Annotated in this window: 14 protein-coding genes; 5 read left to right on the top strand and 9 right to left on the bottom strand. The window is 70.2% G+C overall.

Going from position 1 to position 15317, the window contains the following annotated elements; all coding sequences use genetic code 11:
* Positions 1-14: 14 nt before the first annotated feature.
* The 8 genes from WMF28_RS17090 to WMF28_RS17055 all read right to left on the bottom strand — a co-directional run bounded on the left by WMF28_RS17090 (position 15) and on the right by WMF28_RS17055 (position 7420).
* Positions 15-1484 carry a hypothetical protein gene (locus tag WMF28_RS17090; RefSeq protein ID WP_437603308.1) on the bottom strand — a complete coding sequence of 490 codons (1470 nt, stop codon included), beginning with the start codon at positions 1482-1484 and terminating at the stop codon, positions 15-17.
* A 138-nt stretch (positions 1485-1622) separates the two neighbouring features.
* Positions 1623-2639, bottom strand: coding sequence for an ABC transporter ATP-binding protein (locus WMF28_RS17085; protein ID WP_437603307.1), 1017 nt, complete (start codon positions 2637-2639; stop codon positions 1623-1625).
* Positions 2636-3649 carry an ABC transporter ATP-binding protein gene (locus WMF28_RS17080; protein WP_437603306.1) on the bottom strand — a complete coding sequence of 338 codons (1014 nt, stop codon included), beginning with the start codon at positions 3647-3649 and terminating at the stop codon, positions 2636-2638. The genes WMF28_RS17085 and WMF28_RS17080 overlap by 4 nt, the downstream gene beginning before the upstream one ends.
* A gap of 35 nt (positions 3650-3684) precedes the next feature.
* The gene (locus WMF28_RS17075) at positions 3685-4746 is read right to left on the bottom strand and encodes an ABC transporter permease (protein WP_437603305.1); all 1062 of its coding nucleotides are present in this window, start codon (positions 4744-4746) and stop codon (positions 3685-3687) included.
* A 2-nt stretch (positions 4747-4748) separates the two neighbouring features.
* Positions 4749-5669 (bottom strand): ABC transporter permease, encoded by a 921-nt coding sequence (locus WMF28_RS17070; protein ID WP_437603304.1) that lies wholly within the window; start codon positions 5667-5669, stop codon positions 4749-4751.
* A 145-nt stretch (positions 5670-5814) separates the two neighbouring features.
* Positions 5815-6180: a glutaredoxin domain-containing protein gene (locus WMF28_RS17065; RefSeq protein ID WP_437603303.1), complete on the bottom strand. Its 366-nt coding sequence runs from the start codon at positions 6178-6180 to the stop codon at positions 5815-5817.
* Between the two features lie 120 nt (positions 6181-6300).
* The gene (locus WMF28_RS17060) at positions 6301-6429 is read right to left on the bottom strand and encodes a hypothetical protein (RefSeq protein ID WP_437603302.1); all 129 of its coding nucleotides are present in this window, start codon (positions 6427-6429) and stop codon (positions 6301-6303) included.
* Between the two features lie 22 nt (positions 6430-6451).
* The gene (locus WMF28_RS17055; RefSeq protein ID WP_437604269.1) at positions 6452-7420 is read right to left on the bottom strand and encodes a quinone oxidoreductase family protein; all 969 of its coding nucleotides are present in this window, start codon (positions 7418-7420) and stop codon (positions 6452-6454) included.
* A 96-nt stretch (positions 7421-7516) separates the two neighbouring features.
* On the opposite strand from WMF28_RS17055, the gene WMF28_RS17050 reads away from it, so the two are divergent.
* From WMF28_RS17050 to WMF28_RS17030, 5 genes are all read left to right on the top strand, one after another.
* Positions 7517-9076 carry a GH1 family beta-glucosidase gene (locus tag WMF28_RS17050; protein ID WP_437603301.1) on the top strand — a complete coding sequence of 520 codons (1560 nt, stop codon included), beginning with the start codon at positions 7517-7519 and terminating at the stop codon, positions 9074-9076.
* A gap of 59 nt (positions 9077-9135) precedes the next feature.
* Positions 9136-9942: a glycoside hydrolase family 43 protein gene (locus tag WMF28_RS17045; protein ID WP_437603300.1), complete on the top strand. Its 807-nt coding sequence runs from the start codon at positions 9136-9138 to the stop codon at positions 9940-9942.
* Positions 9943-10189: 247 nt separating this feature from the next.
* Complete coding sequence (locus tag WMF28_RS17040) at positions 10190-11602, top strand: hypothetical protein (protein ID WP_437603299.1); 1413 nt, start codon at positions 10190-10192, stop codon at positions 11600-11602.
* A gap of 523 nt (positions 11603-12125) precedes the next feature.
* Positions 12126-12740: a hypothetical protein gene (locus WMF28_RS17035; protein WP_437603298.1), complete on the top strand. Its 615-nt coding sequence runs from the start codon at positions 12126-12128 to the stop codon at positions 12738-12740.
* 292 nt (positions 12741-13032) lie between these two features.
* Complete coding sequence (locus tag WMF28_RS17030; protein ID WP_437603297.1) at positions 13033-13386, top strand: hypothetical protein; 354 nt, start codon at positions 13033-13035, stop codon at positions 13384-13386.
* Positions 13387-13434: 48 nt separating this feature from the next.
* Here WMF28_RS17030 and WMF28_RS17025 read toward each other — a convergent pair whose 3' ends face one another.
* Complete coding sequence (locus WMF28_RS17025; protein WP_437603296.1) at positions 13435-15162, bottom strand: ABC transporter substrate-binding protein; 1728 nt, start codon at positions 15160-15162, stop codon at positions 13435-13437.
* Positions 15163-15317: the final 155 nt, after the last annotated feature.

Below are 15317 nucleotides of genomic sequence, written 5' to 3'. Positions count from 1 at the left end.
CGCTCGGAGACCTGTCACTTCGCCTGTGGATCGGCGCGCGGCAGGCCTCGCTCATCGAACAGCAGAGCGATGTCGACGTGGAACTGAGCTCTGCGGGAGGACGGCGGCGCCCGGTGTGAGCTCGGCGGCGGCGTGGGGTGACCGCCGTAGGACTCACCTTCCTGTGCGCCCGGCGCGAGCGCCTCTCGCTGAGGCGACGCCGCTCCCGGCTGCGACCCCAGGGTCTCCAGCCGCGGGTGCCCCGCCCCCCGGTGCGACGCCGGCGCTGGCATCTCCCGCCGAGGAGGCGCCCCCGCAGGCTGCGTCTCCCGCCGCGAGCTCGGCACTGCCACCTGCGAGGCCGCCAACGGCGTCTCCCGCCGGGGAGGCGCCCCGGCAGGCTGCCGCGAGCTCGGCGCCGCCGGCTGCGACAGCGGCGCCGGCGTGTCTCGCCGCGGGTACCCCCCCGCGGCCGGCTGTCCGTCTCGCCGCGGGTACACCGCGGCCTGCTGCGACAGCGGCGCCGGCGTGTCCCGCCGCGCATACGTGGCGGGCGGCTGCGTCGCCCCCCGCGAATACATCGCGGCCTCCTGCGAGCCCGCCAACGGCGTGTCCCGCCGCGAGTACCCTCCCGACAACGGCGTCTCCCGCCGCGGGTACCCTCCCGGCAACGGTGTCTCCCGCCGCGGGTACCCTCCCGCCGGCTGCGAGCCCGGCAACGGCGTCTCCCGTCGCGCGTACGCACCCGCCGGCTGCGAGCCCGGCAACGACCCCTCCCGGCGCGCAACCACCACGCCGGCCGGCGTCGGCGGCGACGAGGGCACCTCACGGCGCGCGCGCGAAGATGACGGCGCCAGCGTCATGACGCCCAGACGCTCCGAGCGCGGCGCAGCCGGATCGAGCGGCCGGTACGCCGCCTCCCCGGACGCCCCGGCACCCGAGCGCTCCAGTCGCTGCGCGGCCACGGCAGCCGCCACGCGCTCGCGGGACGCAAGCTCGTGCGCGCCCGCGCTCCGCGGCCCGGAGCGCGGCAGCGGCGTCGACTCGGCGTCGCGCCGCGACGACGCATCCGCCGTCATCACCCCGAGGGTCCAGCGCTCCGAGCGCGGCGCCGAGGACCCATCGTCCCCAGGCGTCATCGAGTAGCGCCCCGGCGTGAGCTGCCACGAGCGCTGCTTGCGGCTCTCGCGCGCCGCCGTGCCGAGCATCGCCCCGAGCTCGTCGTCCTTCAGCGTCTCGTCGACCCGCACGAGCGTGCTCACCACCTCGCGCGCGATCTCCTCGAACGCCTCGGGAGCCAGCGCGTAGGTCGACGACGTGACCACGATGACCACCGGCCGACGCTCCTCCGCCAGCGCCGCAGCCATCGAGACAGGACACGCCTTGACAACGATCCCCACGTCCATCGCCGCCGCCTGGCAGCGCTCCAGCAGCGCCTGATCGCCGCCGATGAGAAGGGCCGTCGGGATCTGGGCGCGAAGCGTGGCGTCAGAAATTCGCGGCATCGGTCCTGGAATTCTAACCTCCCCGGCCCAGAACGAGGTCAGGAAAATCCTGTCATCGGACATTCCCCGTCATGTCTGGAGAGCGAGCTCAACCGATGTCGGGAACGGCTGTCGGGAACTGAGCGCTGCTGGATCACCTCACGGATGCATAGGTACCGTGGGTAGCTCGGTGAGGTGGCAAGCAGCCCAGTGACCAGGATGGCGCTCCTCCAGCGGAGGCGCCTCGATGCTGCACCGCTCCATCGCATAGGGACAGCGGGTGTGGAAATGGCAACCGGACGGCGGGTTCAGCGGACTCGGTACCTCGCCGACGAGCGTCAAGCGACGCCGTTTGCGCTCCACGTCGGGATCGGGGATCGGGATCGCCGACAGCAGCGCCTGCGTGTACGGATGCTGCGGTGAGCGGAATAATGCATCTGGACGAGCGCGCTCGACGATCCGGCCGAGGTACATCACCGCGATCTCGCTTGACAGATGGCGAACCACCGCGAGGTCGTGCGCCACGAACACGTACGTGAGCGACAGCTCGCGCTGGAGCGAGGCGAGCAGGTTGACGATCTGCGCCTGGATGCTCACGTCGAGCGCGCTGACCGGCTCGTCCGCGATCACGAGCTTCGGCCTCAGGGCGAGCGCGCGGGCGATGCCGATCCGCTGCCGCTGGCCGCCGGAGAACTCGTGCGGAAAGCGCCGCATGTACGAGGGCGAGAGCCCCACGAGCTCCATCAGGCGCGCCACCTCGCGGAGCGACTCGTCGCGCGACGAGACGAGGCCGTGGGTGGAGAGCGGCTCGGCGATGAGGTCGTGGACCGTCATGCGCGGGTTCAGGCTCGCGTACGGGTCCTGGAAGATCATCTGCATCTCGCGGCGCGCCTTGCGCAGCGCGCGCGGGTCGAGCGTCAGGACCTCCCGGCCGTCGATCTTCACGCTCCCCGACGTGGGCGGGACGAGGCGGAGGATCCCCCGCCCCGTCGTCGATTTGCCGCAGCCGGACTCGCCGACGAGGCCCAGCGTCGCGCCGCGCTCGACGTCGAAGGAGACGCCGTCGACCGCGCGCACCGTGCCGACCTGCCGCTGGAGCAGGCCGCGCCGCACCGGGAAGTGGACCTTGAGATCGCGCACCGAGAGCAGCGGCGGGGGTGTGGCGGGTGTGGTCATGGCGCTCGTCCGGCGACGTCCTCGACGTGGCACCGCACGACGTGCAGCGCCCTCCTGTCCCCCTCGCCCGAGACGACCCGCGGCAGCGGCGCCTCCTCCTGGCACACAGAGACCGCGTGCGCGCAGCGCGGGTGGAACGGGCAGCCCGGCGGCAGCCGCGCGAGCGACGGCGGCATCCCCGGGATGGGGACGAGGGCGTCGCCGCGCGCGCCGTCGAGCCGCGGGATCGACCGCGACAGGCCGATCGTGTACGGGTGCCGCGGGGCGTGGAAGATGGCGCCGACCGGGCCCTCCTCGACGATGCGCCCGGCGTACATGACGGCGACGCGATCGGCCATCTTCGCGACGACGCCGAGGTCGTGCGTGATGAGCAGGACCGCCGCGCCGAGCGCCTCCTTCCGCTCCTGGATGAGATCCAGGATCTGCGCCTGGATCGTGACGTCGAGCGCCGTCGTCGGCTCGTCGGCGATGAGCAGGTCCGGGTCGCAGAGCAGCGCCATCGCGATCATCACGCGCTGCCGCATCCCGCCCGAGAGCTGGTGCGGGTAGTCGTCGATCCGCGACGCCGCCGCGGGGATGCCCACCGCCTGCAGCATCTCGACGCTGCGCCGGCGGGCCTCGGCGCGCCGCATGCCGCGGTGCAGCTCCAGCACCTCGATGAGCTGCTCGCTCACCCGGAGGTAGGGGTTCAGCGACGTCATCGAGTCCTGGAAGATCATCGCGATGCGGTCGCCGCGGATGCGCTCCATCCGCGCCTCGCTCGCCTCCGCGAGGTCCTCGACGAGGCCCCCCTCGGACTCGAGCAGGATCTGGCCGCCGACGATCCTGCCCGGCGGGTCGGGGATGAGCCGGAGCAGCGAGAGGCTCGTCACGCTCTTGCCCGAGCCGGACTCGCCGACGATCCCGAGGACCTCGCCGCGATCGAGGCTGAAGGAGATGCCGTCGACCGCGCGGACCACCCCTTCCTCGGTGAAGAAGTGGGTCTTCAGGTGCTTGACCTCGAGCAGCATGGTCCGTGCGGGCGCGCCGTGGGAGCGGCGTCCCTTCAGTCCTTTCGGATGCGTGGATCGAGGGCGTCGCGGAGCCCGTCGCCGAGGAAGTTGAAGCAGATCAGCGTGAGCGCGAGCATCAGCGCCGGGAAGATGAGCTGCCAGGGGAAGAGATCCATCGCGTCGGCGCCCGTGGACGCGAGCAGGCCCCAGCTCGACAGCGGCTCCTGCGTGCCGAGGCCGAGGAAGCTCAGGAACGCCTCGGTCATCATCACCTCGGGGATGGTGAGCGTCGTGTAGACGATGATCGGGCCGAGCGCGTTCGGCACGAGGTGCCGGAAGATCAGCGCGGCGTGGCCGACGCCGATCGAGCGCGCCGACTCGATGAACGGCTGGCTGCGCAGCGAGATCACCTGGCCGCGCACGATGCGGGCCATCGTGAGCCAGGAGATGCCGCCGAGGGCCGCGAAGACGACGACGATCTGGAAGATGGGGAAGTAGCTGGGATCCGAGGGATCCTCGACGAACAGGCCGAGCGCGGCCTGCCAGGCGCGGTAGAGGACCGTCTGGTCGTTCGCGAAGAAGACCATGAGCAGGATGACGAGGATGAGGAACGGGAACGTGTAGAGCACGTCCACGATGCGCATCATGATCGCGTCGACCTTGCCGCCGAAGTAGCCGGCGACGCCGCCCCAGCTCACGCCGATGACGAAGCTGACGAGCGTCGCGACGATGCCGACGGCGAACGAGATGCGCCCGCCGAAGAACACGCGGGCCATGAGATCGCGGCCGAAGTAGTCGGTGCCCATCCAGTGCGCGAGCGACGGCGGCTGCGCGCCGAGCTTGAGGTCGGCCTTGTCGTACCGGTAGCTCGACAGCTCGGGGACGAGGATGCAGGCGAGGATCATCGCGACGAGCACGACGCCGCAGGCGACCGCCGCGCGGTTCTTGCGGAGCCTCCGCCACGCGTCGCGCCCGAGGCTCGACCCCTGCTCGAGCGCGTCGAGCCGCAGCGGGGCGGCCGGGCGCGGCGCCGCGCCGCCGGGGACGGCGGGCAGGTCGCCGGGCGCGGCGCCGGCGGCGCGCTCTGCGGCGTGCGGCGGGGGGGCGGCGGGCATGGTCAGCGCAGCTCCACCCGCGGGTCGATGAAGGCGTACGCCACGTCGACGATCGCGTTGAAGAGCATGAGCAGGCAGCCGTAGACGAGCATGACCCCCATCACGAGGTTGTAGTCGCGGTTCGTGGCCGCCTCGACGAAGTAGCGGCCCATGCCGGGGATGTTGAAGATCTTCTCGACGACGAGGGAGCCGACGAGCAGGCCGCTGAAGCCGGGGCCGAGGAAGCTCACGACCGGGAGCAGCCCGCCCCGGAGCGCGTGCTTCAGGACGACCTTGCGCTCGGAGAGGCCCTTGGCGCGCGCGGTGCGGATGAAGTCGGAGCGGATCACCTCGAGCATCCCGCCGCGCGTCAGCCGGGCGATGTAGGCGGCCACCGGGAGCCCGGAGCAGATGATCGGGAGCACCATGTGCCGCCACGTCTCCCAGCGGGCGACCGGAAACCAGTAGAGCTTGAGCGAGAAGACGAGCATGAGCAGCGGCGCGAGCACGTACCGCGGCACGCTGAGGCCGACCATGGCGACCGCCATGGCCGCCGTGTCCTTCCAGGTGTTCTGGCGGATCGCCCCGACGATGCCGAGGGGGATGCCCATCGCGAGGGCGAAGAGCATCGCCCAGAACCCGAGCTGCATCGACACGGGCAGGCTGAGGGCGATGATCTCGTTGACGGTGCGGTTCGGGTACTTGAACGTCGGGCCCAGGTCGCCTTTCGTGACGAGCGCAAGGAGCCAGTCGCCATACTGCTTCAGCACCGGATCGTTCAGGTGGTACTTTGCGTCGAGCTGCCGCTGGACCTCGACGGGCACGGCCCGCTCCTGGTCGAACGGGCCGCCCGGCACGATGCGCACCAGGACGAACACAAGGGTGGCGACGAGGAAGAGCGTGGGGATGATGGAGAGCAGCCGCTTGATGGCGTAGGAGCTCACGGCGCGCCGCCTCCGGGCCGTCGAGCCGCGCGGCTCCCCTCGTCATCCCGCCGTCTTCCGTGGATCCCGAGCGATGTCACGAGGTGCCTCCGAGCTGCCGTCCTTGTGTCTGCGCGTTCTGTGCCCGACGTTCAGCCGCGCCTCGTCACGACTGCCCCTTGAGCTTGCCCTGGTCGCGGAGCTTCACGAGGTCGCTGTGGCCGCCTTCGAGGACCCCGTCGATGAACACCATCGGGAACGTCGGGAAGCCGGCCCAGAACTTGAGAGCGAGCCGCTCCTTCCACTTGGAGAGGTAACTCCCGTACTCCAGGTAGGTATATTTCACGCCCTCCCCATCGAGCAGCTGCCGCGCCTTCTTCACGATGGGATTCTGGGCCATCCCGACGACGACCACCCGGTCGCGGCTCACCGCGGCCGCGACCTCGTCGACGACGGAGCGATGGAAGCTGGCGATCTGCGATTTCACCGCCTCGGAGACCTTCTCGGGCGCAAGCGTGGGACGTTCGATCATGAGATGTGCACCTCTGCGCCGGCAGCGTACCGGCGCGGAGGACGCGCGGTCAACATCGGAGCCGCGTGGAAGAGGAGAGATTTGAACGCCGAGGCGCAAGAAAAAGAGAAAGAAGAAGATTCAACTGCCAGGACGCGACGAAGTGCTCAGAAATTTCAATCGCTTGGCGTCCTTGGCGTTCAAATCATTCATCGCATCTTGGCGCTTTGGCGCCTTGGCGTTCAAATCTGCTTCTGCTTCTGGCGCCATGGCAGCTCGTCCCCTGCCTGCGCTACGGAATGAGCAGCACCTTCCCCGTCGTCGCCCGCCCGGCGAGCGCGCGGTGCGCCTCGGCCGCCTCGGCGAGCGGGTACGTGGCGCCGACGGAGATCGTGAGCTCGCCGCGCGCGATCGCGCCGAGCACGTCGGCGGCGCGCTGGAGCAGCTCCTCGCGCGTCGCGGTGTAGTGCGCGAGGCTCGGTCGCGTGAGGTACAGCGACCCCCTCTGGTTCAGGATCTGCGGGTCGAACGAGGACACCGCCCCGCTCGACTGGCCGAAGAGCACCATCATGCCGCGCGGGCGGAGCGCGCCGAGGCTCTTCGCGAACGTGTCGTGCCCGACCCCGTCGTAGACAACGTCGACGCCGGCGCCGCCCGTGAGCCGGCGCGCCTCGGCCTCGAAATCGGCCTGCGTGTACAGGATCACCTCGTCGGCGCCGGCGCCGCGCGCGAGCCGCGCCTTCTCCTCGGTCGAGACGGTGCCGATCACGCGCGCGCCGAGCCGCTTCGCCATCTGGCAGAGCAGCAGGCCGACCCCGCCCGCGGCCGCGTGGACCAGGCACGTGTGGCCGGGCCCGAGCGGGAACGTGGAGCGCGCGAGGTACTGCGCGGTGATGCCCTGGAGCATCGCGGCCGCCGCGCGCTTCGCGCCGACGCCCGCGGGCACGGGGACGAGCTTCTCGACCGGGATGCGGACGTGCGTGGCGTACGAGCCGGGGCCGCCGGTCCACGCGACCTCATCCCCTTCCCTCACCTCGGTGACGGAAGGCCCCACCGCCTCGACGCGCCCGGCGCCCTCGAGCCCGAGCGGGATCGGCGGATCGAGCTTGTACTGGCCGCTCCGCTGGTAGATGTCGATGAAGTTCACCCCCGCTGCCTCGACGCGGACCACGGCTTCACCCGGGCCAGGCGCGGGTGTCGGGTGCTCCTCGAGCTGCATCACCTCCGGGCCACCGGCGGTCTTGGGACGGATCGCGAGCATGTCGCCCATGTTGTCGAGCCGGCGCGGGCCGTCAAGCAACCGGCGCAGGCACGACCCCATTGCTTGCCCACCGGGCGCTGTGGATGATGCGTCCCCATGTCCGCTTCCACGCCTTCCGAGTCGCTCCCCCAGAACAACGCCTCTGGAGCCGCGTCCGCCCCGTCCGCCGCGGCGGCGGCGCCACCCGTCGCGGCAGCCTCGTCCACCTCCGCGCCCGCGTCGCCGGCCCCCTCGGCCGGCGCGGGCCCGGCAGGCGCGACGGCCGCGCCGTTCCCCGCGGGCTTCCTGTGGGGCTCCGCCACCGCGGCCTACCAGATCGAAGGCGCCGCCGCCGAGGACGGCCGCGGCCCCTCGGTGTGGGACGTCTTCTCGAACACCCCCGGCAAGGTCTTCGAAGGGCACACCGGCAACGTCGCGTGCGACCACTACCACCGCTACAAGGAGGACCTCGGGCTGCTCGCCGAGCTCGGCGCCAAGAGCTACCGCTTCAGCGTCTCATGGACACGGGTCCTCCCGGAGGGCACGGGCAAGGTCAACCCGAAGGGGCTCGACTTCTACGACCGGCTCGTCGACGAGCTCCTCCGCCTCGGCATCACGCCGATGTGCACGCTGTTCCACTGGGACTTCCCCCAGGCGCTCCAGGACCGCGGCGGGTTCCTCCAGCGCGACGTCGCCGACTGGTTCGCCGACTACACGACGGTCGTCGCCAGGCGGCTCGGGGATCGCGTGCCGTGGTGGGTGACGCAGAACGAGCCGCAGGCGTTCATCGGCAACGCGCTCCTCGATGGGCACTTCGCCCCCGGGCTCAAGCTCCCGTACCGGGAGTACCTGACCGCCGCCCACAACCAGATGCGGGCCCACGGCAAGCAGGTGGACGCCCTGCGGGCCGCGGTCAAAGCCGCGAAGATCGGCTACGTGCTCGCGACCCAGGTGCAGCGCCCCGCGACGGAGGACCCGGGCGACGTCGAGGCGGCGCGCGAGGCGATCTTCTCGGTCTACGAGCGGCACCCGTGGAACAACGCCTGGTGGATCGCGCCGGTGCTCGAGGGGCGGTATCCGGAGAGCGGCCTCCGGCTCTTCGGCAACGACATGCCCGACTTCCCCGCCAGCGACTTCGACCAGATCAAGCGGCCTATCGACTACCTCGGGCTCAACATGTACTCGGCGGGCACGTGGCGGCAAGGCAAGGACGGCAAGCCCGAGCGCGTCGCCTCCCCGCCCGGCTACCCGCGCGCGACGCTCGACTGGCTGCAGGTGGTCCCCAGCACCCTGTACTGGGGCTCCAGGTACTTCTGGGAGCGATACAAGCTGCCGATCGGGATCACCGAGCACGGCACCTCCACGAGGGACCAGGTCTTCCTCGACGGCAAGGTGCACGACCCGCAGCGCATCGACCTCATGCACCGGTACCTGCTCGGCCTCGCACGGGCGGTGAAAGAGGGCGTCCCCGTCGTCGGGTACTGGGCCTGGTCGCTCCTCGACAACTTCGAGTGGGCCGAGGGCTACAAGGAGCGCTTCGGGCTCGTCTACGTCGATTACCAGACCCAGCGCCGGATCCCGAAGGACTCCTTCTCCTGGTACAAGGAGGTCATCGCCACCAACGGGCGCTCGCTCCTCGGGCCGACCGCCGTCGCCTGGGAGAACGTGACCGGCTGATCCGGGAGGCCCGCGGCCCGATCTCGCTTCGGGCCGCGCGGCGGGCGCTATCCTGCGCCGTGCACCTCGTCACGCCCGTTCAAATTCTTGTCTCCCTGCTGCTCCTGGGCGGCTGCGGGGACGATACCGAGCTCGCGGGCGCGCCGCGGTCCACCGGCGCCGCGGGGCACAGCGGCGCCGCCGCTGTGTCCACGAACCCGGTTGTTCCCGGGGACTTCGCCGACCCGTCGGTCATCCGCGTGGGGCACGAATCCTGGGCGACGGCGACGAGCTCCGAGTGGGGCGCGCCGTTTCCGCTCCTCCGCTCGACCGATCTCGTGAACTGGGAGCGCGTGGACACCGTGTTCCCCGAGCTCCCGTCCTGGGCCGCCGGAAGCCTCTGGGCGCCCGAGATCAGCGAGGATGGCGGCCGATACGACGTCTTCTACACGGCCCGGCAGCGCGGCGGCCCGCTGTGCGTCGCCGCGGCCAGCGCTGCCGCGCCGGGCGGGCCGTACACCGATCACGGGCCGCTCACGTGCATGGAGGTCGGCTCCCTGGCCTGCCGAGATCGTCGACGAGCTCGACGGCGACGCGCTCGATTCCGCGTCGCGAACGGCGCCCTCGCGGTGGTGGCCGAGACGAGGGCGCCCGACCGCGCGCAGCTCCGGATGACGGTCGCCGACGGGCATCTGTTCCGCTTCACGATCCGCGCCGGCGGGGCCGCCGCCTGGGCCCCGGTCGGCGACGTGGTGGACGCCGAGGCCGGCCCCGATCTGCCGCCCTGGGATCGCGGCGTGCGCGCGGCTCTGTTCGTGCGCGGCCCGAGCGAGGCCTCCGCGAGGTTCGCGTCGTTCCGCATGGCGCAGCCGGCGCCGCGGCGCTGAAGCCCATCGGTCGACCGCGCGACCGCGGGAGTGCCGGGCGTCGACCGTCACACGAGCGCTGCTGTCCACCGTCCCGGAGAACACCTTGGCTCGGCAGATTCGCAATGCGAGGCCAGCCGCGAGCGGCCGGGCTCAAGATTGCAAAGATGTTTACGAAGGCTCTGCGGATCGGGCGCAGATGAGCTACTCTCTGCGCCTTTGCCTGGGCGCGTATGAACACACAGGCGCTCACAAGGAATACAAGGATATGGCTCTACGCAACGTTGTAGTCACGCTCACCGCGGCAGGTGGGATGTTCCTCGCCGCGTGCGATCCCGGCGACCCGCCCTCTTCCGGCGCTGGCGGCGCGGGCGGGGCTTCCGGCTCTGGAGGCTCGGGCGGCACGGTCGAGCCGGGGTGTCGCGCGCCCTCCGGCGGTCCGACGGTCCACGAGGGCGATCTGAGCGAGAACGAGACCTGGACCGCGGAGGGGAGCCCGCACATCGTGAGCTTCCCTGTCCGCCTCCGCGCCGGCGTGACCCTCACGATCGAGCCGTGCGCCGAGGTGCTGCTCGAGGAGGACACGGGCATCTCCGCGATGGAAGAGGGCGCCGAGCTGAACGCCGAGGGCACCGAGGCGCAGCCCATCGCGTTTCGCGGCAGCGAGGGCGCGCGGTGGAACAACGTCCACGTCGCGTGGCCGGCCAGGGCGACCCTCCGGCACGTGATCCTCGAGGGGGGCGGCGGCGATCGCTTCCACGCGAACGCGACGCTCTCCGCGTACGGGGCGTCCGTGACCCCCGCGGCGCCGGCCCTCCTCGTCGATCACGTGACGGTGCGCGGATCGCTCGGCGCCGGGGTGCTCCTCCTGCAAGCGTCGTCGTTCGCCGAGGGCTCCACGGACCTCGTGATCACGGAGAGCGGCAGTGAGGAGCACCCGTATCCGCTGGAGCTCGGGGAGCAGGCGATCGGCTCGATCCCTGTCGGCGAGTACACCGGCAATCGAAGGGACGAGATCCTGATCCTGGACGAGGGCGCCAATCAGACCTACGGGCTGCAGCAGGACACGACGCTGCGCGACCGGGGCGTGCCCTATCACTTCGGCGACTGGCACGACGCCCGCTTCAACATCGGCGCGGGCGGCGACGGCGCGCCGCTCACGACGCTCACCATCGAGCCCGGCGTCACCATCCGGTTCGAGCCCGGGAACGTCATGCAGATGGAGCACTTCACCGGCGAGTTCGCGGCGAGCGGCGTCCTCCGCGCGCTGGGCACGCCGGAGAGGCCCATCGTCTTCACCTCGGCCGCCGAGAACCCGGCGCCCGGCGACTGGGGCGGGCTCTGGTTCGGCGGCATCCCGCGCGACGAGAACGTCCTGGAGAACGTCATCATCGAGTACGCGGGCTATGACTGCGGCTGCAGCCTGCTCAGCTGCAACGACCTCACGACGTTCAACGGCGCCGTCATCTTCAGCGAGGCGCCGGCCAGCGCGTTCATCCAGGGATCGACGTTCCGGCACGTCGCCGGCCACGGCGTCACCCGCGGGTGGGTCGGCACGGCCGGGCCCGATTTCGTCGCCGGGAACACGTTCGAGGACGTGAGCGGCTGCAAGCAGACGCGCCCCTGGGTCGAGGGTCAAATGTGCCCTGACCCGATGCCCACCTGCCCGGAAGACCAGTAACGCATCGGTGTTTCGTGCCTGGTTCCGCGATGGGAAGAATTTGAACCACACAGGGCACAGAGGAGAGGCATCCACCCCGTCGTGAAGCGCTCAGGTGGGAATCCATTCGCCGTCACGGATGTCACGTGACATCCGTGACATGTCACGTGACATCCGTGACATGTCACGATGGACGCCGATGCAGCCCTGACCTGCGGGACGTGTCGCCGAGCGCCCCGCCGTCCGCTGTCCTCGCGCGACGGATCGGCACAGCGCTTGCAATCTGCCCCTGGCCGGCCCCCCCCATGTACCAGACGATCCCGGCGGCGCAGACAACCCGCCAAGGTCACGCTGGACGGCGTGTTCATGGCGGGCTCCGGGTCCGTGGCGGCCCCGAACGGGAGCATCGGCCACTACGTCGACAGCGCGATTCCTTGATACCACCGCGCATGGGCTTCCTCCGTACCGTCCTCGAACGGCAGCTCGCCCCGCTTGGTCGAGCAGCCAGCATCAACGATACAATCACCACAGGAGCACAAATCACATGAAAAGCATTCTCATGCAGGCAGGGGCGGCGGTCTTTCTGTGCCTCGCGACGGCGGGCTGCATCGCGACCGCGGGCGGGGAGCCCGAGGACGACGAAGACCTCGATTCGGCGAGCGCGGCGCAGCTCGATGGTGGAATGAAGAAATGGCGTCTGTACACGGCGACGTTCTCGAACGGCCAGCCTTTCTTTCGAATGCTCGCAATCACAGGGAGCAACGTGGGCCCCTACCAGGCCAACACGGAGTACTGGTATGTGACGAAGGCGAACCTGGGCTACCTCGGCCAGAAAAACGTGTTCTTCAACCACGTCGACGGCGATGGCACGCCTCCGCAGCTGAGCGGTACGCAGCAATTCCAGGTGCCCAGGCTGCTGCCCTGGGCCTCGTTCTCGAACGACCCGGTGAGCGGCGGCTTCCGCTACGACAAGGGCAGCATGTACCTCCGCGTGGACGTCGACGGCGGCGAGATCACGCAGCTGACCTGGTACCAGACGATCCTGGCGGCGCAATCCCCGGCGAACCTCGCGCCGAACGGCCTGTTCGCGATCGGTTCCGGTGCCGTGACGGTCCCCAACGGGAGCGCCGGCTACGCCATCGACAGCGCGATCCCTTGAGGCCACCGGGCCTGCGGACTAGGACCGTCCCCGCCTCGCGACGATGATATCGTCGCCGCCGCCGACCCGCCTTTCGCGTGCGACGCGCGGACCGCCGTCGACACGGCGCCGCAGCGACGGAGTGACGCCATCGCGTCGTCAGGGAGTAGCGCAGATCTCGGGCCGGTCCTACCCCCGGGCGACCGCATCGCTCGACGCTCAGAGCGCATGAACCGAGGAGCGTCGCGTTGTACACAGGCGCCGACTCGCCCTGCTCGGGGCATTGCTGCGTCTCTATCAAGGCGGTCTCAGGATGAGCTCATTCGTCAAGCGTCATCGATTCGCGTTCTCGGTGCTCCTTCTCTGCGTCCCCGCGCTCACCGGCGCCGACGAGAGCGGCTGCGGCCGCCCTGCCCCCGCGCTCGACGAGCTCCGGGCGCCCGGCGTCGAGGAGGCCGCGGGTATCGTGCGTCCCGGCCGATGCGTCGTCACCGGCTGTAGCGGGCAGGTCTGCGCCAGCGAGCACGTGGCCACCACGTGCGAGTGGCGCGAGGAGTACGCCTTCTATGGCGAGCACGGCATCTGCGAGCGCGACGCGTCCGGACAGTGCGGCTGGCGCGAGACGCCGGAGCTCGACGCCTGCATCGTGTCGGCCTCGGGCAGCTGACCGGCGAGACGCAGGCTCGCGGCCCGCGCCGGCGCGGGCCGATCGGAGTCACCTCGGCTTGAGCTCGGTCAGGACGAGCAGGTACTCCGGCGGGTTGTTCGGCGAGAGCTTGGCGTACGGGTTCTCCTTGGTGGGGAAGCCGGTGAAGCGCTTCGTGTTGTACTCGCCCCAGGACGGGTTCTTGAAGAGCGGTATCACCGGCGCGTTCTGCGCGTAGAGCATCTGCACCTCGTCGAGGATGCGCTTCTGCTCGGCGAACTCCGTCGCTGCCTCGAACTGCTGGAGCAGCTTGTCGGCCCCCTTGTCGCCGTAGCGGTGCCAGTTGCGCGCGCTCGCCTCGCCGACGGGCTTCACGAGCTCCGCGGACATGAGCTCGCGGTAGTAGTTGTAGGGCGTGGGCTCGACGACCGTCCACCCCATCGACATGTCGAACGTGCCCTTCTGGAGCGCCTCGAAGAACGCGCTGAAATCGTAGGTCTTGAGCGAGGCGTCGATGCCGAGCTGCTTGAGGTTCTGCGTGATGATCTGGACCGCGCGGACCCAGTCGGACCAGCCGGTGACGACGTTGATCTCGAAGCGCATCGGCTTGCCGTCCTTCACCCGGATCCCGTCCGGGCCCGCGGTGTACCCGGCCTCGTCGAGGAGCTCTTTCGCCCTCGCCACGTCGAGCTTCACCCAGTCGCCCGCCTCAGCGGCCTTCGGGTTGCGCCAGCGCTCGTAGGAGTCGTCGAGCCCTGTCGCGTCCGCCGGCCTTGTGTAGTTGTTGGACGCGATCTTCACGATCTGCTCCCGATCGAGGCCCATGCTGATCGCCTTGCGCACGCGCACGTCGTCGAACGGCTTCTTCGTGCTGTTCGGGTAGAGCGTGGCCATGCCGCCGACGAGCGGGAACCAGAAATGGTGGTTCGCCGGGTCCTTGGCGACGTAGACCTTCTCGATCTCGGGCACGAACGCGCCCGCCCAGTCGACCTCGCCGTTCATGATCGCCAGGCTGATCTGGTCGTTGCCCGGGTACGCCGGGAAGCGGAGCCCGTCGACGGCCGGCTTCCCCTGCTGCCAGTAGTTCGGGTTCTTGCCGAGCTCGTACACCTGGTTCTGGAAGACCTTGACCTCGGTGAACGGCCCTGTCGCCACGGGGTTCTCGTTCGAGTAGGTGACCGGATCGGCCACGTCCTTCCACTTGTGCTCCGGCACGATCGGCTGGTGGCCGATGTAGCTGAGCCCCGGGACGTACGCCCGCTTCAGCGCGAACTCGACCGTCGTGTCGTCCGTCGCCTTGACGGACTCGACGAACTTCCACACCCCCGAGAGATCGAGCGCGGCGTGCTTCTTCAGGAGCTCGAACGTGAACGCCACGTCCTTCGCCGAGAACGCCTGTCCATCCGACCATTTGACGCCGGAGCGGATCGTGAAGGTGAGCTTCTTGTTCCCGTCGCTCCACGCGTACTTCGTCGCGAGCCACGGCGTGTACTCGCCCTTCATCGTGTTGAAGACGAGCATCGGCTCGTAGATGCCGGCGACCGTGGGAAAGCGCACGCTGCCCTCGGCGAGCAGCGGGTTGAAGTTGCGCACCCAGGAGGCCTGCTGCTCCCTGGAGATCGTGACGAACGCGGTGCCCTTCTTCGCGGGCGCCGCGCCGCTCTGCGCGGCCGCCGAGGCGCTGGCGCCGGGCGAGGGCTGCGCCTCTTGCTTGGAAGGACAGCCCGCCGTGACGCCCGCGGACAGGGCCAGCGCCGCCGCCGCGAACACGCGGCGCGTCATCGTTCGACTCTTCATCAGCATGCTCCACGCGGGAGTCAGGACCCGCGACAGTCCACGTCAGCCCCAGCACGCCGCACCGCCGCCCCGTACGGCGGAAAACGCGACCTCAGGACCGCCCGGTCGCGCCGGAGGCGGCACATCAGGGGGCGAACTTTACCGGTTCACCTGGG

The sequence above is a fragment of the Sorangium sp. So ce590 genome, from assembly GCF_051521365.1.
GTDB lineage: Bacteria > Myxococcota_A > Polyangia > Polyangiales > Polyangiaceae > Sorangium.
The sequence above is the reverse complement of the archived record's forward strand: the minus strand, read 5'-3'. Positions and strand labels throughout refer to the sequence as shown.